General features: G+C 57.8%; 31 protein-coding genes and 5 tRNA genes. 20 read left to right on the plus strand and 16 right to left on the minus strand.

All coding sequences use genetic code 11. From position 1 onward, the window contains the following. Positions 1 to 80 precede the first annotated feature (80 nt). The 16 genes from FYJ31_RS09900 to FYJ31_RS09970 form a co-directional block, all read right to left on the minus strand. A complete protein-coding gene (locus FYJ31_RS09900; RefSeq protein ID WP_071477975.1) occupies positions 81 to 986 on the minus strand; it encodes a tyrosine-type recombinase/integrase in 906 nt (301 codons plus the stop codon). After that, positions 983 to 1,543, minus strand: coding sequence for a hypothetical protein (locus FYJ31_RS09905; RefSeq protein ID WP_071477976.1), 561 nt, complete (start codon positions 1,541 to 1,543; stop codon positions 983 to 985). Before FYJ31_RS09905 ends, FYJ31_RS09900 begins: the two co-directional genes overlap by 4 nt. Positions 1,544 to 1,674: 131 nt before the next feature. Continuing rightward, positions 1,675 to 1,836 (minus strand): hypothetical protein, encoded by a 162-nt coding sequence (locus FYJ31_RS12530; RefSeq protein WP_229774045.1) that lies wholly within the window; start codon positions 1,834 to 1,836, stop codon positions 1,675 to 1,677. Continuing rightward, a complete protein-coding gene (locus tag FYJ31_RS09910; protein ID WP_071477977.1) occupies positions 1,826 to 2,059 on the minus strand; it encodes a hypothetical protein in 234 nt (77 codons plus the stop codon). Before FYJ31_RS09910 ends, FYJ31_RS12530 begins: the two co-directional genes overlap by 11 nt. Further along, complete coding sequence (locus FYJ31_RS09915; protein ID WP_154536592.1) at positions 2,056 to 2,601, minus strand: hypothetical protein; 546 nt, start codon at positions 2,599 to 2,601, stop codon at positions 2,056 to 2,058. The genes FYJ31_RS09910 and FYJ31_RS09915 overlap by 4 nt, the downstream gene beginning before the upstream one ends. A gap of 187 nt (positions 2,602 to 2,788) precedes the next feature. Then, the gene (locus FYJ31_RS09920; RefSeq protein WP_071477979.1) at positions 2,789 to 3,157 is read right to left on the minus strand and encodes a type II toxin-antitoxin system PemK/MazF family toxin; all 369 of its coding nucleotides are present in this window, start codon (positions 3,155 to 3,157) and stop codon (positions 2,789 to 2,791) included. Then, positions 3,138 to 3,422 (minus strand): type II toxin-antitoxin system RelB/DinJ family antitoxin, encoded by a 285-nt coding sequence (locus FYJ31_RS09925; RefSeq protein ID WP_071477980.1) that lies wholly within the window; start codon positions 3,420 to 3,422, stop codon positions 3,138 to 3,140. Before FYJ31_RS09925 ends, FYJ31_RS09920 begins: the two co-directional genes overlap by 20 nt. A 75-nt stretch (positions 3,423 to 3,497) precedes the next feature. After that, positions 3,498 to 3,797, minus strand: a complete 300-nt coding sequence (locus tag FYJ31_RS09930) for a hypothetical protein (RefSeq protein ID WP_071477981.1) — start codon at positions 3,795 to 3,797, stop codon at positions 3,498 to 3,500. Between the two features lie 89 nt (positions 3,798 to 3,886). Then, positions 3,887 to 4,069, minus strand: coding sequence for a hypothetical protein (locus FYJ31_RS09935; RefSeq protein WP_052789116.1), 183 nt, complete (start codon positions 4,067 to 4,069; stop codon positions 3,887 to 3,889). After that, positions 4,069 to 4,410 (minus strand): hypothetical protein, encoded by a 342-nt coding sequence (locus tag FYJ31_RS09940; protein ID WP_154536593.1) that lies wholly within the window; start codon positions 4,408 to 4,410, stop codon positions 4,069 to 4,071. The genes FYJ31_RS09935 and FYJ31_RS09940 overlap by 1 nt, the downstream gene beginning before the upstream one ends. Position 4,411: 1 nt before the next feature. After that, positions 4,412 to 5,170 (minus strand): hypothetical protein, encoded by a 759-nt coding sequence (locus FYJ31_RS09945; RefSeq protein WP_136500215.1) that lies wholly within the window; start codon positions 5,168 to 5,170, stop codon positions 4,412 to 4,414. A gap of 198 nt (positions 5,171 to 5,368) precedes the next feature. Continuing rightward, positions 5,369 to 5,716 carry a hypothetical protein gene (locus FYJ31_RS09950; RefSeq protein WP_136500214.1) on the minus strand — a complete coding sequence of 116 codons (348 nt, stop codon included), beginning with the start codon at positions 5,714 to 5,716 and terminating at the stop codon, positions 5,369 to 5,371. Between the two features lie 112 nt (positions 5,717 to 5,828). Next, entirely contained in the window at positions 5,829 to 6,173 is a 345-nt protein-coding gene (locus tag FYJ31_RS09955; protein ID WP_136500213.1) for a hypothetical protein, read from the minus strand. Next, positions 6,170 to 6,331, minus strand: coding sequence for a hypothetical protein (locus FYJ31_RS09960; RefSeq protein ID WP_154536594.1), 162 nt, complete (start codon positions 6,329 to 6,331; stop codon positions 6,170 to 6,172). The genes FYJ31_RS09955 and FYJ31_RS09960 overlap by 4 nt, the downstream gene beginning before the upstream one ends. Before the next feature lie 483 nt (positions 6,332 to 6,814). Next, positions 6,815 to 7,039, minus strand: a complete 225-nt coding sequence (locus tag FYJ31_RS09965) for a helix-turn-helix domain-containing protein (protein WP_080826334.1) — start codon at positions 7,037 to 7,039, stop codon at positions 6,815 to 6,817. A gap of 381 nt (positions 7,040 to 7,420) precedes the next feature. Then, positions 7,421 to 7,615, minus strand: a complete 195-nt coding sequence (locus tag FYJ31_RS09970) for a hypothetical protein (protein ID WP_071477989.1) — start codon at positions 7,613 to 7,615, stop codon at positions 7,421 to 7,423. A gap of 884 nt (positions 7,616 to 8,499) precedes the next feature. Between FYJ31_RS09970 and FYJ31_RS09975 the strand changes: the two genes are divergently transcribed. The 20 genes from FYJ31_RS09975 (at position 8,500) to FYJ31_RS10070 (ending at position 21,711) form a co-directional block, all read left to right on the plus strand. After that, positions 8,500 to 8,591 (plus strand) — tRNA-Ser (locus FYJ31_RS09975). Between the two features lie 335 nt (positions 8,592 to 8,926). Then, positions 8,927 to 9,004, plus strand: a tRNA-Tyr gene (locus FYJ31_RS09980). A 133-nt stretch (positions 9,005 to 9,137) separates the two neighbouring features. After that, positions 9,138 to 9,222 (plus strand) — tRNA-Ser (locus FYJ31_RS09985). Between the two features lie 47 nt (positions 9,223 to 9,269). After that, positions 9,270 to 9,341, plus strand: a tRNA-Trp gene (locus FYJ31_RS09990). Positions 9,342 to 9,464: 123 nt separating this feature from the next. Continuing rightward, a tRNA-Thr gene (locus FYJ31_RS09995) sits at positions 9,465 to 9,538 on the plus strand. A 90-nt stretch (positions 9,539 to 9,628) separates the two neighbouring features. After that, positions 9,629 to 9,967, plus strand: a complete 339-nt coding sequence (locus FYJ31_RS10000) for an HNH endonuclease (protein ID WP_014484970.1) — start codon at positions 9,629 to 9,631, stop codon at positions 9,965 to 9,967. 528 nt (positions 9,968 to 10,495) lie between these two features. Continuing rightward, the gene (locus FYJ31_RS10005) at positions 10,496 to 10,975 is read left to right on the plus strand and encodes a hypothetical protein (RefSeq protein WP_012577864.1); all 480 of its coding nucleotides are present in this window, start codon (positions 10,496 to 10,498) and stop codon (positions 10,973 to 10,975) included. Then, positions 10,975 to 12,873 (plus strand): hypothetical protein, encoded by a 1,899-nt coding sequence (locus FYJ31_RS10010; RefSeq protein ID WP_080826338.1) that lies wholly within the window; start codon positions 10,975 to 10,977, stop codon positions 12,871 to 12,873. Before FYJ31_RS10005 ends, FYJ31_RS10010 begins: the two co-directional genes overlap by 1 nt. Positions 12,874 to 12,894: 21 nt before the next feature. After that, positions 12,895 to 14,517, plus strand: a complete 1,623-nt coding sequence (locus FYJ31_RS10015) for a phage portal protein (RefSeq protein WP_154536595.1) — start codon at positions 12,895 to 12,897, stop codon at positions 14,515 to 14,517. 8 nt (positions 14,518 to 14,525) lie between these two features. Then, positions 14,526 to 15,602, plus strand: coding sequence for a hypothetical protein (locus FYJ31_RS10020; RefSeq protein ID WP_012577867.1), 1,077 nt, complete (start codon positions 14,526 to 14,528; stop codon positions 15,600 to 15,602). Positions 15,603 to 15,617: 15 nt separating this feature from the next. Continuing rightward, on the plus strand, positions 15,618 to 16,253 hold the full coding sequence (locus FYJ31_RS10025; protein ID WP_154536596.1) for a hypothetical protein: 636 nt from the start codon (positions 15,618 to 15,620) through the stop codon (positions 16,251 to 16,253). A gap of 30 nt (positions 16,254 to 16,283) precedes the next feature. Next, positions 16,284 to 17,078 carry a hypothetical protein gene (locus FYJ31_RS10030; protein ID WP_136500210.1) on the plus strand — a complete coding sequence of 265 codons (795 nt, stop codon included), beginning with the start codon at positions 16,284 to 16,286 and terminating at the stop codon, positions 17,076 to 17,078. Positions 17,079 to 17,145: 67 nt separating this feature from the next. Then, positions 17,146 to 18,216 carry a major capsid protein gene (locus FYJ31_RS10035; protein ID WP_136500209.1) on the plus strand — a complete coding sequence of 357 codons (1,071 nt, stop codon included), beginning with the start codon at positions 17,146 to 17,148 and terminating at the stop codon, positions 18,214 to 18,216. Between the two features lie 12 nt (positions 18,217 to 18,228). Next, complete coding sequence (locus tag FYJ31_RS10040; protein ID WP_071477998.1) at positions 18,229 to 18,660, plus strand: hypothetical protein; 432 nt, start codon at positions 18,229 to 18,231, stop codon at positions 18,658 to 18,660. A 7-nt stretch (positions 18,661 to 18,667) separates the two neighbouring features. Beyond that, on the plus strand, positions 18,668 to 19,231 hold the full coding sequence (locus FYJ31_RS10045) for a hypothetical protein (RefSeq protein WP_012577872.1): 564 nt from the start codon (positions 18,668 to 18,670) through the stop codon (positions 19,229 to 19,231). Beyond that, positions 19,194 to 19,547 carry a hypothetical protein gene (locus FYJ31_RS10050; protein ID WP_014484971.1) on the plus strand — a complete coding sequence of 118 codons (354 nt, stop codon included), beginning with the start codon at positions 19,194 to 19,196 and terminating at the stop codon, positions 19,545 to 19,547. The genes FYJ31_RS10045 and FYJ31_RS10050 overlap by 38 nt, the downstream gene beginning before the upstream one ends. A 6-nt stretch (positions 19,548 to 19,553) precedes the next feature. Continuing rightward, entirely contained in the window at positions 19,554 to 20,012 is a 459-nt protein-coding gene (locus tag FYJ31_RS10055; protein WP_012577874.1) for a hypothetical protein, read from the plus strand. A 68-nt stretch (positions 20,013 to 20,080) separates the two neighbouring features. Then, positions 20,081 to 20,686, plus strand: coding sequence for a phage tail tube protein (locus FYJ31_RS10060; RefSeq protein ID WP_071477999.1), 606 nt, complete (start codon positions 20,081 to 20,083; stop codon positions 20,684 to 20,686). 216 nt (positions 20,687 to 20,902) lie between these two features. Beyond that, complete coding sequence (locus FYJ31_RS10065; protein ID WP_154536597.1) at positions 20,903 to 21,325, plus strand: hypothetical protein; 423 nt, start codon at positions 20,903 to 20,905, stop codon at positions 21,323 to 21,325. An 89-nt stretch (positions 21,326 to 21,414) separates the two neighbouring features. After that, on the plus strand, positions 21,415 to 21,711 hold the full coding sequence (locus FYJ31_RS10070) for a hypothetical protein (RefSeq protein WP_229774049.1): 297 nt from the start codon (positions 21,415 to 21,417) through the stop codon (positions 21,709 to 21,711).

Below are 21,711 nucleotides of genomic sequence, written 5' to 3' on the forward strand. Positions count from 1 at the left end.
AAAAGCAATAAAAAATTCCTTTTCGCGGGTTTAGACGAAGCAGAACCATGTTTTCGTATAATCAGGCCCACTTTTCACGGTTATTCGTTATTATTCTCCAACGCCTTGGTCACGGTCACGGTTGCGTTATCAGTGACAGACAATCGACCCATGTCGTAGTAATCAACCATTTCCCTGCTGCTCCACCCGCCAGAAGCCATGATCTGGATATCCGGCACGCCTTCCTCGCGGGCGAGGGTGGCGAAGGTGCGGCGTAATGAATGACTGGTGATACGTTCCGGGCAACCTGCCTCATGGCCCAATCTGACCACGACGGACAGAATCTGAGGCTGCGTTACCCTGACTCCCCCACGGACGAACATAGGCCCGCTCTTCCTGTTCCTACATGCCCGTTCAAGGGCACGCGAGGTCCGGTCACTGATGGCGAGATTCTGCATCCAATCATATTTTCGATGCACTCGTACCGTTTCCACGGACTCGTGCTTATGCCAATCCTCGATATCCAGATTCAGGGTTTCGCCCACGCGCGTACCGTTCAACAGCATGAGGCAGCAGCAGCCGGGCACGAAATCATCAGGATGTGATTCCGCGAGCATGAGGAACCGTTGCGCCTCGTCACGAGTCAGCCACGAACCCTGAGACCAGTGACGGGTAGGGGGACGTTTCACATGCAATCCGGGGTTCCGGTCAAGATACCCCTCCTCGTAGAGGTACCTGTAATACGAGCAGATCGTTGAATACACGGTTTTGAGGGTGCCTTTCGACAGTCCTTGGCTTCTCAGCCAGGTACCGTACATTTCGATATGCACCCTTTTGACGTCCAACGGTTTCAACTCATATATGGCGCACCATTCGAACCATTTCTCCATAATGCGCCTGTACTTGCCGCGACTGGCATCAGGTGCAGTCGCCAGATACTCCTCGGCCAGAGCTTCGGCATCCGGGCGAGTCAACAGGTTACGCACCAAAGGCAGAATACCAGTCATGCTTCTACCTTCGCCAGTTGACGGTCGATATCGGCTATACGCTCCATGAGCCGCTGGCGTTCCGTCCTGAGCGCTATGAGCGGGGAGCCGTCAATCAGCTCGTATTTGGACTTGTCCAATAGGTCAAGCGCAGTCGCGGGCAAGTCACGAATCTCCAATATCACGTCGTCGCATTCCCCGACCTGCGGGTACTTCACACTGCCTCCAGATGGGGCGAACTCTCCTTTAACAATGACGACGTTGTTGGCGAGCCGTACCTCGTGATCACGGCCCGGACGGTGGGCCACGCAACGTCCGGCCACGCGAATCTCTTCTCCGGCATAGTAGTCGTCCGCATTAACGCGAATCGATACCGTGTCGCCGCTACCGTCCGACCAGCCCCATAGTTCGGCGGCGAGCTGTTCCACTCTTTCGCGGTCTCTCGCGTCGAATTTCCATGAACGTGTGGCCGCATCCCATTTGCCGCCGATGGCCTTCGCCTTCTTCGGACAATCGGGATGATATGGGCTGACCAGTCTGACGCCATCACCCGTGGTTACGATGTTCACATCCTGCATGATGATTTTCCTCCTTATGGAGGCTTGTGCTACGCTGCATAAGCCTCCAATTAATTGCTTTCAGAGATAATTGATTGATAAAGGCTGGTGTCGGACGTGAGCTAGACGTCCGGCACCGTTTTCCCACCGTTTCAGTCACTGGAATGACGATCCGCCTCATATTCCCTGCACAGGTCGGTAGCGAACTTGGCGAGATTATCGGGGGCAAGCACATAGTTCTCCCCGCTCTCCCCCGCCTCGTCATAGTATTTCCACACCTCATGCAAGGCGGCTCTCATACGTTCAGCGTCCATTGATTACCTCCTGATTCCAGTCCAACATGTCAGCGGCCAACCATTGCCCGCCGCCTGAAGCATTGGCGTACAGCCAAGCCCGATATGAGATTCGAGCCGCCTTATCGCGCTTTACCCATGCCTGAAGCCACATGAGACGCAACCTCCAGCCGGGTATGCGCCGCCACAGTTCCGTGTTCGTGGCCGGGTCGAAACGCTCATAACGGTAGACAGCGGTAATCATTTCGACTCCTTGGGATCAAGTTCCGTACCATCCTGGCGACTGGCGGCGAACACGTCACTGCCGATATCGTCAACGTCGTATAGGTCGCCGTCACCGTTCTCCTCTACCCAATCGCACAGTTCGGCGAAGGTCAATCCCTTGGGAGCCTTGACCTGACGGTATTCAACTGTCGTGACATGCTGGGAGATACGGTAGGTCCCCATACCGTCGCCTTCCGCCATCGCGGCGAAAAACTTCAAGCTGGCGCGGACCTTGCGCATACGACTGTACGCCGTATCGACAGGCACAAGGTCATTCATCATCTGGGCCACGTCATCGTCGGCGTCATAGCCGCCGTCCGCAAGCTCCCTCAACTGGTTTTGCACGTGCTCCAGCGAATCCCATTCGATGAAAAACTCACGGCCGGACGGCAACCCATCAACCTTATATCCATCCAATACCCACAGGACCCGCGCCTCGGGCATGCCCCGCACCTTTTGGCGTACATCCCCCAGTCCCGAGCTCTCAATCAACGCCTGCAAATTCTCCAACTTGTCTTCCATGACAAAACCTTCCTTTGTATTGTCCCGTAAAACGATTGACGGGACAATAGACCACTCCAGAGTCCCGTCTAAATGCTGATTTATATGAAAACCGCACCATAGAAAGCCCATAGTACGGTTCTAAATGATGGTTTATATAAGAACAGCCCCATAGAACAAGTCCATGAGGCCATGAAAACGATAACAGCTATACGCTCCGCCTGTATGGTGGAATATCCAACGTGGCTTGAAGCCCGTCGTTGACATGCTCGGCATCCCTCAACGAGAGGCGTCCGAACCATCGCAACAGTTCGCTCTTGTTGAAATAGAAGCGTTGCGAACAGCGCACGAGCGACGGCTTCGCCAGTCCCTCGGCTTTCCAGTCAAGCAGTGGAACGTCGCCGGCCTCATCCCAATCAGTGTTGCCGGTTATCTTCGCCACAATGCCCGACACCAGATCACCGTCAACCTCGGTGATTACCACGGGACGCGGCTTGCCGATACCGGGATGGTCGGGAAACTCCACCCACATCAGCCACACGTCATACAGACGCGGTTCACTTGGCGTACTGGTCATAGACGCTATCCTCCGAATCATCCCAATCGGCGGGCAGTATCACATGACCCTTCTCCGAACGCTCGAACATGTAGGCATTGTGAACAGGCGGCACCGGATAGCCGTCAGGCGTGTGCCGCGTCGGCTTGAACGGCAACCCGTTGTCCACCAAAGACTGGCGTAAAAACATGTTGACTGCGGTGCTCAGGCTCATGCCCATGGAATCGTAGAGCGCGGCGGCACGCGCCTTGACATCATCATCAATATTGGCGACCAGCTTACCCATAATAAACCTCCTTAACGGTTAACAGATGGTATCAATCATATACCATATTGGGATAGAATAGTATCCGAATTTTTACTAGTAGATGTAAATCTCACCCGCCTTGTGTTTCCACCCGTCCGGCGCGTCAGGGAACGCCTTGCGCCATTCAGGTGTCAGAGATCCAAGCAAATCGGCGTAATCATCAAACGAGAACACGTCTTCATACTGTGCCTCAATATCGTGTGCCACGCCGTCCAGTTCGCCCAACATATTCATGAACTGTTGGGTTTCGCCATCGGGATACACGTATTGGGTGAGCATAAGGTTACTCCGCCAGTCGTCCAAGTATTCTCGGACGCGGTAATCGATCAACGTAAGTTTGATAGTGGCGCTCATAATAATCTCCTAAAAAATATTGATTTGGTTTGTAGAAAAATGGGTTGCCGTCCAGCGGAAGTGAGGGAAAAACACCGGACGGCAAGAACTTAGAACAGCGGCAATGCAAACCGCTTGTCAGGTAAATCGGTGGCGTTCAACGCCGCCAGAATCAGATCGGACGTATGCAATGGAATGTTGGCACGCACGGCCGCGATATTCTCGGCAGTGTAGGCGCAACCGGACGATTCCAGCACCTCACGAATCTTCGCCGTGGATATCCTGACTTCCATCACAGTACTCCCAGCAAATCATCGATAAGCATGGCGATAGCGGTTTGATAACGCTGATACGTGGTGGAATAGGCGCAGTCGTAAACCTCACGCGCTCTCTTATCCAGCACGTCCAACGTGAAACCGCTATCAGCGGTCAAACGTTCCATTTCATCATTGTCAGGCGGCGTACTGGGCATACAGCCGACACCCTCCAGGGTATCGATCGCACGCCTACGTAAGTCATCCGTGAAACCATGCTGACCGTCGAACACGGCGGATAGCTCATCTTCGTTGTCATCAGCCATTTCCCACGCCGACTTCAACAACAGTCGCGTGGCCTTGTCTCTCAGCTCGCTCATGTCACGCCGCCTTAGCCCACAGGTCACGGGCGACGGCCACGTAATCGGCCACCGCCTGTTCCAGCACCTTGTCACTGTCACGCTCATAACGGGCGCGGTAGGCGACAACGCACCTGCCGTTGGCCGAAGCAACGTAGGCCACCTTGCGGCCTTTGCTGGTACGGAAGTGACGGATAGGGCCCAAACCTTGCAGTTCGGGGCATTCCTTAGCCATCATCAGGTCAGGCAGAGTCGCGTAGGACACGGCAAACGTGTTGACCTTGGGCGGGACTTCGGCAATCTCCTGAGTGATCGGCGCCGGCTCATCATCCAGAAACTCATCCTCACCAGCCCACTTGCTCTCATCTTCAACAGGTACAGGCACCGGCCAGTGAACTTTACTCAGGAACCGTTCGCCATCATTGCGCCAATTCATATCGACCAGCGGGTCGGCTTGAATGCCACCAACACGTTTCGCGTCCATACCGGTAGGCACCGGCACCCGAACGATTCCACACCGTTCCGAGTCAGGCACCAGCAACCAGCCATGCTCAAGGTCAACCGAACTTGACTTCATGCCGTTCAGGAAATCCTCATACTGGACTCCCCTGGACTGAACGTTCCACGCGGTACCCTCGGACGTTTGGGACAACGACCAGACTCGTTTCACCCTAGCGTTGACATACCTCACGTCGTATTTCGAGCCGTCCTTGCGTAGTCGTACCCACATGCCGCTTACGGCATTCACGTTACGCGACGGATCATTAGCAAGTTTCTTCATCGGAATTTACCTCACTTCAAAAAATCGATTGTCAGATTTGCACGCCACGGTGATAGGCGTAATCGCCATACACGCAAGTGGCGGTATCATCAACGCCGTAAGGCGTGGAACATTGGGGAGTCGGCTGGATAAAACCAACCCACCTGAGAAAGAGAATGGCCGCGACTAGCGCGGCCACAAGCAGAACATGATGGACTCTCAACACTCGCCATCCTCAGTGGCTTCAGTGTAGAAAACATTGTCCATTTGGTCGTTGTCAAAACACTCGTTGATGTAATCAGAGATTGCCTTACCGTCATCATCCTCGTTAATCAGATGGCAGATAGTAGCGCGACTTACACCGTTGCTGTCCAAAATATAAGCGTCCTGGGCCCAGCCAGCTTCACTCTCGAAGGCCTTGTTGTATTCGGTTTCGGTCACATACCCCCAGTCGCCCAACCGGTAGATACCCTCATAAGGCTTAAATCCCCCATAATCACATAACGGCGCTAGTTTCGCGTCAACACGTTTCACCATGGCCTTAATTTCATCAGCGTAAATCTTCATTTCAAAACTCCCTAAAACAAAGGGGCATAGCCACAACGCCATGCCCCGAAACGAATTATTTAACGACGGACTCGCACCATGTAGCCGAGTCCCCAGTGGTCGATCACGGCAATCAATCCGCGTAATACGCGGCCGGGTTATGCTGCATGTCAACACGCCGCCATGCCCTGACCAGTTCGACAGTCGAAGCATACCGTTCAACAGCCGACCGACTACGGTCGTACCGGACGGCCATATCGTTGTCGCAACCGATAACCGTGTCCGCCATGATATGACGCGCCTCTTTTGCCGTGATGGCCTCACGATGCCAGTTGCCATCAAAAACGTCGTCGGCAACCCAAGCGTCACGCTCAGCCCTCGAATCAAACACCATGAGATACCCCGGCCATGACCCGTCATCCCATTTTTTGCCGACACCGTAAGTCCAGTAGAAAGCGTAATGATAGCGTGCCATCATGCCACCTCGCCATCGAAGTGACGTTCGGCGGCTACCACGTACAGCACGTCATGCATGGTGTCGGTACTGTAGCCGTTGATATTGGTGACAACTTGCAAAGTCTGCTCGGACACACCGTAATCATCTTTTAGCGCGTCCCACATTTCCTCGATAGACATTGTTGAATCTCCCTTGAATTGATGAAGCGCGGAGACAGCCGCGCGACTGATTGAACTGGTTGAAACGCTTAGTAGCGTTCGTCGATCAGAAGGCCGTCCCGGTAGATGTACAGGCCGGTACCGCGTCCGTTGCCCATACGGGCAGAGTCCCAATAGCAGAGTCCAGCCTGACCAGACCCGTCTTCATTAACGCAAGGCGGTATGTTGGCAGTGTCACTACCGCAAGCGGATAACGACATCAAGGCGATTACTGCGGCAACAGCCGCGACACACTTACGCATGGTTTCCTCACTTCCGCGTGAGGCGCTACAATCGTAGCGCCTCTTTGAATCTCCAATTTGAAAAGGTCAGCCCCGCAAGTGTTGGCGCACTTGCGGGGCATTTAAATTAGTGGCTAAGCCACAGTGCGTAGTCAGGGTTTGCACCTGATTAAGCCGCTAACCGGCCTACGCTCAAAGATTGATTAGGGCACACACCTAACAACTAATCGTTAGTGTTTTCTTTTGGCTTATCAGCCTCTAACAGTTTGCGAGGATTACTCACGCGCAAAGCGTCACAAATTTTCAGCGCAACGCCAAGTGACATGCCCTCAATCGGACGCCGCCCATTCTCGTAATCAGCGATACGCCCATAGCCAACTCCGTCGATTTTATCGGCTAGTTGACGTTGGGTATATCCTCGCTTCTGCCTTAGCTCCCTTAGACTCATAACCCACCTCACTTATGATCGGTGGGCCCAATTATACAATTCCAGACGCTCGGTTTAGCCGTCGCAAGAAGATATCGAGATATCTCCATGTCTGCCACCATAAGTGGCAACGTCCATAGCGGGGACAATTCCATGCCGGATACCCGCTCTCTTATCCTCACTAGCCCGGTAGGCTAGACGCCGGTAGACGCAACTCATTTATGCAACCTTGTTTGACGTACTCTCACTACGCAGATTACAACCGACTTTCGGCAACACTTTTTAGTTATCAATGAGCATGTCCGCCTGATTACCCGCCGCTCACTATGAGTTTTGGATAGAGGGGACTAAGTGCGCGACTAGGGACTTGCACCCTAGCGTTAGCCACTATGGCCGCGCTGATTACTTGTTGAGGTCATTCCACACGTTGTCAAACTTGCGGTATAGCTCGGCGGGGTATTCCTCGTTGTCGTCCATCTCGATACCGAGGGACATGGCCGTGAGGTCAAGCACGTTGTCATAGGTGCAGGGCTTACATACCGTGGCCAGGTCTACCGCCGCTCTAAAGGCCTTGGCTTTAATCTCCGTGGTGTTCATCTCGTGGTTCCTTTTTTGTCGTTCCGTGGTTGATAGCTATCACTATACATGCACCCCATACGGAGTGCAAATCGGTATCGCAAACCACCACCATAACCATTGCAATTACTAGCGTTTACCGGCGTGTCGAAACCTGTGAAACATGACGAAAAACCGTGAGTATATACCTTATATACCCAATAAAGGCTTAACGAGAATATTCTCAATAATAAATATCAGAAAACAAAACCTGAGTCCACCACACTCAACTCTCGAAAGTTGAGCCACGACACACCAAGATTGACAAACCACACCACACTGCTATCATTCTTCGCCCACACACGGGCACGACCACACAACAGCCAGGACAGCCCCACACCCACCACACACAGCACACGGCCACATCACGGCCACACGGATAGGGCTAGCCACGCCACGACCGCACGACCACACACACCACGCATAGGCACGCGCCGCCCACACACACCCATACGCACGCCCACGCACACACCCGCGCGACACCACCACCAACGAGTAGACACGCCCACATAGGGCCGGGAGGGGTACCCCCACCCAATAAAAAACAAGGCCGCTAGGTGTCTGGTTTCGCCCGTGAATGCCGCTCCCAGACTTTTTTGAATTAGCGTGACATGGTGTGTCGCACCAATGATTGCAACGGTTTTCGGGCTGTGGTCTTTTCCGGTTTCTGTGCAACGCTTGTTGCAACGCTTGTTATGAGTAAACTGTCGTGTAGATGGATTGTCGGGGATTGGAGCAAGGCTCAGATTCCTGACAAATTATTATTCACCCCGTATGCCATTGGCGTCGGGGTTTTGTTTTTGCCGTGCCTTTAGATCACATCAACAGACAGTGTTGGTGTCGTTTCTTGAACCGGGGCGCGGTGTGGACGGTTGGCAGAGTCCGGTTGATTGCAGTGGCTTGCTAAGCCGCCGAACGTCGTTTTGGCGTTCCGCGAGTTCGAATCTCGCACCGTCCGCGAAGTATCGAGGGTCGCTCCCTTGGTGCTTTATGAGGTTGGCTGAATAAACCCGGATTGCATGTATGCCGGGTTAAGGCTGCGTCACGGCTTAGCGGCACCCTTTAGCGGGGGAAGTGTGACGAGGAACGCTACAGCGGTACACGGTTAGTGCATCACATGCTCGGCGTTGGTGGTAAAACGCAATCCACCACCTCGCAATTCTTAGCTCATCTACATGTCGTAGAAGGAGTTTCCTAGGTCGTTTCTATGAAGCGGCCTTTGTTTTCCCGATCTGGTCTGCTACGTAGGGGCTGGGGGTGGATGACCTACGGGTCGCGCCACAATCGGGGTCTGGCGGTAGGCACGTGGAGTGCGCGTCGGCTGTAACCCGACTGCCTTTGGCAATGGGAGTTCGATTCTCCCTGCCGCCACAATCGCAATGTAGTGCCAAATATCTGGTTTGTTAGGACTGGGGCTGAATACCTAGGGTGCCCCGGTCGCAGAGAACGTCGGGTAGCGCCCGGAGATCGTCGCATTATATTCGTGCGGCGCGTTGCGAGATTTGGAGAGGCCAGCCGATTGGCGGCGGCAACTGTTCCGAAAACAGTCTGCCCTTACGGGCGTGTGGGTTCGACTCCCACTCTCTCCGCGGAGACGGCTGGTCGGACGTCTGACGAGCGAAATATTACGACCTATATGCCCGTGGCCGAGTGGTTCAGGCACCGGTCTCCAAAACCGGTTACGGAAGTTCGATTCTTCCCGGGTATGCGATGCCTTGAGAAGAGGCAGCTCTTGGCGGTGACAGCTTCTCAGTCATCGCCAGTCGCCGGCGGCGGCTTCACGCCATGCCGTACGGCAATAACTGAATAGCCTTCCTCTAGTGGGAGGCATGGCATTGTAGCTCAGTTTGGTGGAGCGGACGCCTCGTAAGCGTCAGGTCGCCGGTTCGAGTCCGGCCATTGCCTCTAGGTGCCGTCCGACCGCAGAACACGTCCTTTCTCTCGCTGCTTATGCTGCGCAACGGACGGCACCGTCCCCTTTATCAAGGAGTCGTCATGGCTTGGTCGAGTTCGAATCGCAGGGAACGGTTCAATCCGGGTTGGGAGCGGACTCGCAAGCTGATATTGGAGCGCGACCATCATCGCTGCCAGTGGCCGGTGACCGACGAGTTCGGTTTCACTCATATCTGTGGCCGTCCGGCCAATCAAGTGGATCACAAGGTTCGCAACCCGTCGCATGACGATGACTCCTCCGAGAACCTGCAATCCCTGTGCCAATACCATCACGAGCAGAAAACCTGTCAGGAGTCCGCCGAACAGCGTCGTAAGAACAGGGAGCGTCGGAAGGAAGAGGAATGGTATTCGCATCCGGCGTATCGACGGACTGTCTCGTAACGGGTTGCGGCGAGCTTGCCGCGGCCGATGGATTGTGCCGTAGCCATTACAATCGCAAGGCTTATTCCGGTAGGCCGGTGACGCCTATCCGTGCCCGTGTGTGTCCGATGTGCGGTATGGCGTTCCAGTTGACCCGATGCTCGAAGATTTTCTGTTCCCCTACTTGTCGCAAGCGGTTTCAACGGTTTCGGGCGAAGCACCCGTATACAACATTGGCCAGTGCCCCCAATCCGATTATCGAATCGGAGCCTTTGACTCCCGAGCCTGTGCGGAGCATGACGTATGGGGCTTTCACGGAGGCTGATATCTGGGCCAAGTGTGATGGCACTTGCAAGGGGTGCGGCAAGCCTGTTTCAAAAGACATTGACAGTCCGGACGCCGGTACTCCCGCGTGGATTGTCCCGCCCGAGGACGGTGGTGAGCCATCGTTCGAGAATCGGGCGATTTTCCATTACAGGTGCGTGCGACGCCACGTCTGACGCGCCTTCTGTAGAACGAAGCCCGTCATGGGCCGAAAGCTGGTAAGTCATGGCTGGGAACGGAAGGAAGGCGGCGAAGCCCAAGACGGGTGGCGGCTATGAGGTCGGAGCGCCGCTGGCCGAGGTGCCGGAGGATTGGACATTCGAGGAATTGGAGCCCATCGGCCCCGAACTACCGGACGCTTCCGAACTGAATCTTCTTGACGGCGTGTGGAGCCCATTCGTCCGCAAATACTATGACGCTTTCCGCCGCACCCCTCAGGCGCGCCAGTTGCGCACGAAATGGGAGTGGTGGAATTTCTTCTACAAGCTGGCCGTCATGGACAAGAGCATCAAGAAACGCTCCTATGACGGTCTGGCCCCGGAGATGCGCCAGTCCATGAACCAGTATGGTGATACCCCCGATGCTAAACGCAAACTGAAGATGGAGGAGTCGCAGGCCAACGACATGGCCGCTGGGATCGTGGGCTTCCAGATTCCCGATGACCCGAACAACGATTTCGATGATCGTGCGCGAGCGGTGCTCTGATGCATGACGTCATTCCCAAGCTGACAGCGAAGGACAGGCAGCGTTCGCTGGGCCGTCTGGCGGTGTGGTGGATTGAGACGTTCACGCTCATCGGGCGCGGAGACGCGAAGGGCATGCGTATCCGCCACTCCCCCGAATACTTCCAGTTCATCATCGACTGCTATGCGCTTGACCGTAATGGGCGGCGCAGGTTCGGACAGGTGTTCCTCGCACGTCCGAAAGGCTGCAACAAGAGCGGTTTCGCCGCCGAGATAGCGATGTTCGAGGCTTTCGGCCCGTGCCGGTTCGCTGGTTGGGCGAAAGGCGGGGAAACCTACACGTTTCTTGGCAAGACCTATACGTATCGCAAGGGCGAGCCGATGGGCCGTCCGGTGAAATCGCCGCTCGTGGTCTGCTTGGCTACAGCTGAGGAGCAGACTGGCGAGGTTTACGACACCATCTACTACAACTGCACCGAAGGCTATCTGCGATTTTTGGCCGGTGATGGCATGGACGCGGGCAAGACCCGTATCCTGTGGCCCAAGACCGGCATGGAGATTCGATACTCGACAGCCGCCGCGCGAAGCAAGGACGGTGGTCTGCAGACGTTCGTGTGCTTCGACGAGGTTCACCAGTACAACAACAAGCGTCTGCGTGACCTGTTCGACATCATGACCCAGAATCTCACGAAGCGTGGCGTCGCCGCAGACCCGTGGTATCTGATGACCACGACCATGTATCAGCCGGGCGAGGACAGCGTGGCCGAACGCGCGTTCAAGACCGCGCATGATCTCATGGAGGGCCGTCTGCGTGGCTGGGAGGACCTGCTGTTCGACCATCGTTACGCCGACTTGGCGTTGGATGATTTCGCCGACGACGAGAAGCTTGAGCATGCGATCTACGAGGCGTACGGTTCCGCGATGAAATCACCTGACGGCAAGGATTACATCTTCCTTCCCGATGGGCGCATGGTGCCGGTCGGCCCCGATGGGCGTTCCGCCGAAGGCTGGTCGTTGAGGGACGAGGGCGTGGAGCCCGGCCCCTCGAAGTACGGTTGGTGCGATCTGCGGCGAACCGTGAAGAAGATTCTCGACCCCGCATATGATCCGAACAACGCGATCAGGTTCTACTTGAACTCGCTGGCTTCCGCCGTGGATGCGTGGCTGACCGAGGACATGATCAAATCGCATGCGGTTCATCGTGACATTGTGGACAAGGCCATCGCCTCTCGTGACCTGAACCGGTTGAACGACGCTTGGCAGCAGGTGGTCTCCGACACCGATGAAATCACGTTGGGCTTCGATGGCTCCGTGTCCGATGATTCCACCGCGTTGGTGGGTTGCAGGGTGCGTGACGGCATGCTGTTCCTCATCAAATTGGAGCAGAAGCCGGACGGCCCTCAGGGCGCGAAATGGCGTGTTGACCGCGACAGCTTCGACGGCAGGGTACGTTGGGTGTTCAACCATTACAACGTGGTCGGCATGTTCGCGGACACGGACGAATGGGAGCCGTACATCGCGCAATGGGAATTGGATTACGGTGACAGGCTTCAGGTGTATCCGAGGTCGAACGGCTCGCACATCCGCTTCCCGATGAACGGCTACAAGCGTGACGTGATGAGCGAACTGAAGACCATGCGCGCCGCGTTCAACGAGCCCATGAGAACCATATCCAAATACGACGAGCCCGATGTGACGAACATCCAACTGTTCGCCGACCCTCGGCTCATCGACCATTTCCGCAACGGACGCCGCAAGGACAAGCCCGAAGGATACCTCGTGTTCAAGGAGACCCCGAACAGCCCTCATAAGATCGACGCCGCCATGGCCGGGCTCCTCGCCTACCGTGCCCGCGACATCTACTTGGGTGCCGCCGTTTCCAACGAAGAGGAGTCGTTCGCCCCCGTGCGCGTCTGGTGAATCTGATGAAAGGAGGCCGCATTGGCCGAACTGCAGAGCCTTATCCCCGGCGACGAGGAGCCTGACGGCGATGCCATGCTGCTGACCCAGCTGGCGAACGGCCTCGTATCCCGTATTCCGACCCTATGCACGTTGAAGACGTTCTATGACGGCAAGGAGCAGGTGCCGGTCAAATCGATTCCGAAAAGCACGAACCAGTCCGGCTACGCGGTGTATCAGAGGTTCGTCTCCATCTGCCAGCTGGATTTGGCGAAGGCCATCGCCGATGCGGTGATACACCGTCAGAGGCCCACCGGGTTCCGGCTCATCGCGGACAAGACGATGCGTTCCACTAAGGCGGACGACATGTGGTCTCAGTGCCGCATGGAATTGAAGAGCCGTCAGATGTTCCATGACCTCGCCGTGTACGGCAACGCCTACGCACTGGTCAACAAGAACAAGCTGCCATCGCATATCACGGTGCTCAGCCCTTGGGACACGTACGTCTCCTCGGACGAGGATTCGGCGGTCAACTACTGGTACAAGGCCAGCGAGGGCTGCGAATATCTCGCCCTCTACCGTCTGATACGCAATGATGACGGCAGCGTGAAGGACGTCTACTGCCGCATCGCCTACAACGAGACCGACTCCCGAAGCCTCCTTGAAGAAGGCGACGAGGAGGAGATATACGGCATCGCCAACGACGATTCCAAGATTCATCCAACGCTGTCACCCACGTTCCAATGGGATGGCGGTGCGGAAAGCTCCTATGATTTCGCGGAGAAATGCGAATGCCTTCCCATCGTGCGCATGCACGCGCCGGGCGGCAAGGGCCAGTTCGAGCCGCATATCCCTACATTGGGCAGCATCGACCAGCAGCGTTTCCAGCGTTTCTGCATTCAGGAATTGCAGGCGTTCAAGCAGCGTGCCGTGTCGATGAGCAACATGCCTCAGTTCTACAAGGAGTCCGACCCGCAGGTTCGTGACGGTTTGGCTCAGGCCGGAGACCGTATCGACTACAAGGATCTGTTCCAGCAGGGGCCCGACGCATTGTGGCTGGTTCCCGGTGACGCGAAGTTCTGGGAGTCCGGCGTCACGGACATCAACCCGCTCATCACCGCCGTGGCTTCCGACATCAAGCATCTCGCCGCCTCCTCCGGCACCCCGTTGGATATTCTCAGCCCGGACGTTTCCGGCAGCGCGGAAGGCGCACAGCTCAAGCGCGAGGGTCTGGTGTTCAAGGTCGAGGACATGAACGCGCGTGCCAATGACGGGTTCACCCGTCTCATGCGCATGGCGTTGGAGGCCGATGGCAACAGCGCCGCCGGCGAACGGTTCGAGACCGTGTGGAAGCCCATCAACCCTCCATCACAGTTGGAGCAGGCTCAGGCCGCGAACTATTCGAAGGGCATTCTTCCCGTCAAGACGAACATGCGCCGCAGCTACGGCATGACCGAGATCGAGATAGCCGAGGCCATGCAGGACCTCATGGACACGCAGTTCGCTCAGGCCATGGCCTCCGAGAACGCGATGATCGAAGGCAAGACCTCCCAGCAGTCGGCGGGCGTCCTGCCCGACGAGACGGATTCTCTCGCGTTCACCGATACCACGAGTGAAAACGACGTGGTGCAGGCGGATGAGCCCCCGACCGTGGACGGTGAATGATGGCCGTTATGACCTTGGAGGTCGCATCCAACGCGCTCCAATCCTCACGTCAGAGGCTCGTCAACGAGTATGTGAGGCTGGCCCGCACCATGTGGCTCAGCCTCACGCCAGCCGACTGGTGGAACGACGCCGTGACCTACGGCGCAGCCGCGAGGCTCGCATTGCTGGAACTCGCCCTGATAGGCCAGGTGCGCAGGCTGGGAATCAGCTACGCTGACCAGACGCTGCGCATGGTGGGCGTCGCTCCCGCCGGCAATGTGCAGCAGCTCGTCTATCCGAGGGTCAACACCGACCCGTGGCTGGTGGCCGCACGCCCCGCAGAAGACTATCGCGGCGAGGCCGTCAAGAACCCCGGCATAAGGCCGGAAACATGGCCCAAGAAGGGTGATGAGCTGTTCGATGAGGTCAACAAGTGGCTGCAATCCGCGTTGCAGCGATTGCAGACCAACGTGTGGGACAACGTGGAACGGGCCTCCACCGACGCCACATTGGGCCGGTATCGCGGCAGCAAGGTGCTCGAATACCGCAGGGTGCTTCATCCGGAGCTTTCCCGTTCCGGTTCGTGCGGCCTGTGCATAGCCGCCGCAGACCGATGGTATTCGACCGCAGCCCTGCTCCCCCTGCACGCGAACTGCAAGTGCGGCGTCGCCCCTGCGGGCTCCGACTACGATCCCGGATTCCAATTGAACTCCGACGATCTCAAAAAGCTCTACGAACAGGCCGGAGGCACCACGGCGGCGGCGTTGAAGAACGTGAGGGTCAAGACCATCACGCACGGCGAACTCGGCCCGATCCTCATGGCGCAGGACGCGAGGGATACGCCGAACCCGGTTCCCGGCAAGGATTCCGACAAGTGGACCACGCCGGACCGGAAAACCACGCTCCAACAGTTCCAGCGGATGAAGGACCGTGCGATCGAGTTCTCCAAACGCTACAAGCAGGTGTCCGACACCGGCAAGGAAGTCCACTTCAGATACGAGGGCCGAACCTACAGGTTCAAGCCGTCAATCCATCTGAGGCAATCATGGGCATACCAACGTGCCCTGCTTAACCAAGTGCAGTCGATGCTCGGCACCGCTGCCTGACACAGAAAGGCCATCATGGCTAACAATCAGGAGAATCAGACCGTCACGGACGGTTCTCAGAACGCCGGCCAGACCGTCACGGCCAACACCGGCACGGTTTCCACCGCGAACAGCTCGATCACTGGTCCCGTCATCGCTGCCATGTCCGCCGCTAACAGCGTGACCCCACAGAGCGTCATCGCCAACGCAGTGACCGCCGAGAAACTTGCCGCGAACAGTGTCGATGAGACGGAAAACGGTCCCGACTGGAAGGCATTGTCCCGCAAGCATGAGAAGCAGGCCAAGGACAACTACGAGCAGCTTCGCAAGACCGAAGCCGCCTACGAGGAGTCCCAGAGCCAGCTGCATGACTTGCAGGTGGAGAACGCGCGTATGAAGGCCCAGAAGGCCCACCCGCAAATCAGCGACGACGTGTTCGCCCTGTGCGGCGAGACCGAACCGGAGAAGATTTCCGAATGGGCCGAGAAGTACGCGGCGCTCAACCCGGTCGCGGCTCCGACGAAATCCGAACCCGTCCGCGAGAAGGCCGAACAGGGGGCACGCACCCGTGGCGAGGGAACCCCGAAGATTCGTTCCGGCTCGTTCGCGGACGGATACGCCGCCGCCAAGGCACGTCAGGAGCAGAGGCGCCAAGCCCGCTCCGCCAAGTAACCACAAACATTCAATCGAAAGGAAAAGCACATGGCATACGAGAATGTGCGCTCCACCGGCATCGTGACCGTGGAGGAGAACAACGAGTGGCGTTTCGGCAACCACACCGATGACGGCACAGTGAGCGTCACCCTCGACCTGTCCACGTTCAACGTGAACGACAAGACGAAGCGCGACAAATACCTGACCGGCCTGGGCGACAAGGCCACGACCATCTGGATCAAGAGCGGCATCCCGCTGGCCAAGATCACCGCCAGCGGCGAATACGGCCCGTATGACCCGAATGCTACCGATGGCCGTCAGACCAAGATCGCCGGCCTGCTGGAAAGCATGGTGGAGATCAGCGTCACGTTCGGCGGCTGGGATGTGGTCAACGGCGCGAACGTCGGCATGCGCTACCGTGGCGACATCATCAAGAGCAAGCTGCCGGTCGTTCCCGCCGACGGCGCGGTGTGGGGCGGCAGCTTCTTCGACATCGAGGACGATACCGTCACCCCGCTGTCCAACGCTTCGGCCACCTCCAACATCACGGTTCCAGCAACGGTCACCGCGGCGAACATCACCGACGCCTCCACCGTCGGCCGCAGCATCCTGACCGCCAACGATGCCGCCGCAGCTCGCACCGCCATCGGCGCCGGCACCGGCAACTCGAATTTCGATGGCTCCTACAACAGCCTGAAGGACAAGCCGACGATTCCCCCCGCCTACACGCTGCCCGCCGCCACGGCGAACGCGCTCGGCGGCGTCAAGCAGGTGACCATCGCGGCGGGCGCCAGCGCGGCGGACATCGTGACCGCACTCAAGACAGCCGGCATCGCCAAGTAACCAATCCAACAACCCTTATAAGCCCGCCCATTGTGGCGGGCTTTCGTATATCTGAAAGGAACCCTCAATGAGTGGAACCCTGGAAAAGAACATCATCAGCCCGTCCGAGGCGTCGGGTGTGGTGCAGTCCGGCTTCGATTTCATCGACGGCCTGCTGCCGTTCGGCTCCGTGTTCCCCGTCAAGTCGAATGACGGCAAGGACACGGTGACGTGGCAGAAGATCATCCCGCCGAAGGAGACCGACGCCATGAAGTTCCGCGCCTGGGACGCGGAGGCCGCTCACGGCAAGACCGTCGCCCAGTCCGGCGAGAACTACACGGGCCTTATCCCGCTGTCGAAGATGGGCCACATCTCCGAACGCGACGTCATCAACCACACGGGCGATTCCGCGTGGCTGCATGACAAGGCCGTGGAAATCCTCACCCAGTTGGGTCAGGAGGCCGCCGTACGCATCGAACTGGCCCGCATCGCCGCCATGGTGGACGCGAAGATCACCGTCGAGGAGAACGGCCTGAAGGCCAACACGTGGACGTTCGACCGTCCGACCAGCATCTCCAAGCTCACTCCCGCCAAAGTCTGGTCGGACGTGAAGTCCGATCCGGTCACGGACGTGCAGAAGTGGGTGGACGCCATCAAGAAGGAGCGTGGCCGTACTCCGGGTGCCGCGCTGACCACCAGCAAGGTCATCGACGCGCTGCGCACCAACGAGTCGTTCATCACCGAATACACGGGCGTTTCCCTTGCCAATTCGAAGCCGCGCCTGACCCGCGCCGAAGTGCTGGACGTGCTGCGTACCGCCTGCGGCCTCGCCGACGTGCGCATGATCGACGTGCTGTACACCGACCTTGAGGTCAACAACGGCTTCAAGATGCCGGTGGACACGAACACGCTGATCCCCAACGGCACGTTCATCATGTTCCCGTCGTACAACGACACGGGTCTCGGCTTCACCGCCTCCGGCCCGACCGCCGAAGGACAGGACGCCGAATACGGCATCAACAAGAGCGTGAACGACGGTTTCATCGGAGCCATGTTCTCCGGTGGCGCCCCGGTCAAGTACGACCTGTGGGCCAACGGCACGATGATGCCGATCCTGCAGGAGGCCGTCAGCACCGCGAAGGCTTCCGTCCTCGGATAGTAAGGAGGGGTCGTGGCTTCCATCGATTCCATCGACTGGCTGAAATGGTTGCGTGTCAACGCGCTCGACCAGCCCGACCTTCTCCTTGACCGGTTTCCCAACGCATGGCTGCTCAATGAGTGCGGGGTCGCTGCCGACATGGTTCAGGCTGAATGCCAGAACGTGGCCCCGCGTTATCAGAACGGCCTGTTGAAGGAGCGCACGCTTGGCTATGTGGTGAGCCAGATGGTGTTGCGTGTCGTCCGCTACCGGCAGTTCAAGACCGAATCGAACGGCAGCTACTCGTATACGAACTTCGATGCGCAGGACAATCCGCCCGGCAAGGACGGTTCCATGAACCTGTACGTGTCGAAACGTGAGAAAGCACTGTTGGAAGGCCATTCCGACTCGATGGGCCCGATGGGTACCGTGCATATGGGTCTCGACCGCGCCTACGGCATGTGAGGCGCTTATGGAGACCTATGACATGGGCCACCTCTACGACGGGGTGGACATCGACGAGCTGGGCGGAGGTCACCTGTACGACCGTACGGAATTGACCGGCCATGGCGTCCAACAGTTGTTCGATACGGATTACGTGATCGTGGTCAACCGTCGTCATGTGCAGGACGCGCATGGAGGCTATCACGAGCAGGTCGGCGACCCGGTGAAGGTCGTGTGTTCGGTCGAAGGCCGGGCGCAGCAGGCCGGCATGTTCTCCATCAGTGGCGCCGAGGACAAGAGTCCTTCCGGGCAGAACGGCGGGGGCCTTCAGGAGGTCACGCCCTTGCAGATTCTCGCACGCCAGTGGCCCGGTGATATTCATTCGCGTATCTGGTACAAGGGCGACTGGTATGACGCCGATGGCTATCCGACATGGCGTGGCAGCGGCAGCGTGCTTTCCCGTCATTGGGAGGTTCGCTGCCGTCGCGTGGTCATCGGCGGCTACGTGCCCGGCGGCATTCCCGAACCCGTATGGTCGAAGGAGGTGGGCGCCGATGGGCCGCGTGACCATCAGACCGGGGATAGGCCGTGACGTGGCGCTCATGTTCGGCCCCTCGATAACCCTCGCCGCAGCCGAGAAAGCGGCCGTCATGGTCAAAACGCAGATGGGGGTTGGAACGGTTGACGACCGTAATCATGCGGTGGCGCGAGCGGACTTGACGGATCGCATCGACGTCTCCGTCCGCCCCGGCCATGCGCAGGACCATTCGGTCGTTCTCAGCGTCAAAGGCCGTGAGGGAACGGAAATCGCCTCGCATTTGGAGTTCGGTTACGTCAACAATCGTGCCGGACGTCGTTTGGCCGGCATGCATTCCATGCGCAACGTTGCGTCGAAGCTGAAGGTGTAGGCCGTCATGGACAACATCTTCAAACACCTCGCCATCGATGTGAGGGAAAGCATCGACGCCGAACAGGTCGTCTACGAACTGTTGAACCGTGAATATCCGAACGAGGATTGGGCGTCGGTCGCAGTGTACAGCGAAATCGACCTCGACCTGAACGCCGTGACCGAGAACGGCCGGGTGATTCTCTATGAGGTGTCTCCCGGCCAACAGGTTGACAGGGGCTTGTGGCGGTTCACCGTATCGTTCACCGTTCTCGCCGCCGACACGAACAATCCGAGCGGTTTTGCCCGCGACCTGTACCGCACCGTCATGGGATGGCCGTTCGAGGAGAAGACCTCGGCGGGCAAGATAAGCCGCATCAACAGCATTGATTCCCCACAGCGTCGCAGCGACGCCAAGGAGAACCAAGGCAAGAACATCAAGGAATACGGTTTCGACGCATCAATGGACGCGCGGGACCTCATCTGACCTACAGGGGTCGGCCACATGGCCGGCCCTTTTCTTTTACCCAAATCCAATATCCGAAAGGAACCATCATGGCTATTAACGGCGATGCGCTGCTTCAGGCCGCGCGAGGAACCGTGTTCACGGCCCCGGCCAAGACCGCCATCCCGACTGCCGGCGTCAAACAGTTTCTGTTGAACTCCGGTAGTGTGAAGGTCGGCACCGCGGACACTCCCGTTTGGGATAATCTCGGCCACACGTCCAATTCCAACAAGATCAGCTTCAGCAAGGACGGCGGCGACACCACCACCATCGACACGTGGCTGATGGCCGCCGCACGCACTTCCACCGAAGCCCCGACCATCACCGTCAGCGGCGCCAGCGTCCAGGGAGACAAGGCGACGTTGAAGAAGGTCACCGGCGGCTGGGATGGTGACCACGGCGGCGTGATCGTGCCCATCAAGCCGATCGTGCAGAAGCTCGCCTTGTTCGTCCTCGCCTACGATGACGGCGACAAACTGTCCTTCGGCTTGTATCTGCCGGAGACCGATTTCACGTTCGACACCATCGACCTGACCGGCGACGAGTTCGCCGAGTTCAGCTTCAACGCGGTGGTCAAGTCCACCGATGCCCTGAAGAAGGGCCCGAACGGTGAGACTGGAGGCTACGCGCTGTTCAGTCCGGAGGATTTCAAGTAGGGTCCGCAGCCATCCGCGCTGCGGATGGTGGAGACCCGCCAGCCACAGTCGAGGCTGGCAAGGATATCCGGCTCGCGGGCCAGCCTTCCACTCTCGGCGGGGTGAAGCTGCCGGCTCCCACCGCCTGACATTGATTCATCCCCATACGGTTCTCCTATCCGGGCCGTATGGGGATTCTTCATTCACGGATAGGGTTTCACGGATAGGAGGACGGCAATGACCGCCAAGAAAAACGACACCGAGACTCCGAAGAAGGAGTTTCCCGAAACTTTCGGCCAGCTTGTCGAGGAATACCCGGAGTTGAAGGGGCTTCCAGAGCTGGTTCCCGCATACGACTTCAACGCGGAGCAGTCCGCTGATTTCACGGTGCTTCTCACGCTTCTCGACACTCAGATGCCGGGGCTCGACGCCAAGGATGATCCGATGGACGCAGCCCTGCTCGTCGCCCGCGTCGTATCCATCTCCAATGATTTCTACAAGGGTCTTGCCAAGGACGAGAAGGCTTACGAACAGTGGGCCACGGGCCGTGACGGCAACGTCCTGTTCTCAGCGTTCCTTGCCCTGAGCATGTTCTACAGGGTCGAACTGGGAAAATCCGAAGCGTCGAGGACGCCTACCGAAACTGCCCGGTCGAACTGACCTGCGACTTCAGACGCTTCTACAACCTTGATATGCCCGCCGCCCTCCACGAGTATGACGGCGGGTTTCTCGTAAGGCTCCTGCAGGGTTTGTCGGGTTATGACGAGTCCCTGTACCGCGAATGGCTGCTGAATCATCCCATGCAATCCGAGACCGCCGATGAAGGCGAGTCACGGCGCATGCTCTCCTATCACCGTTATTCGCAGGATACGAGCCTCCTGCTGGGCATTTTCAACCATGTGGGCGCGTTGACGTGCGGGCTCATGGAAACCAAGAACGGCAAGCACCCCGAGTTCACGCCGATTCTTCCCCCGGACACGGAACAGCCGGAAAAGCCGGTCGAGGCGAACCTCGATTCGATGAAGGCCTTGTTCTCCTCCCGATAA

The organism is Bifidobacterium sp. WCA-178-WT-4B (genome assembly GCF_009696495.1).
Taxonomy (GTDB): Bacteria; Actinomycetota; Actinomycetes; order Actinomycetales; family Bifidobacteriaceae; genus Bifidobacterium; species Bifidobacterium infantis.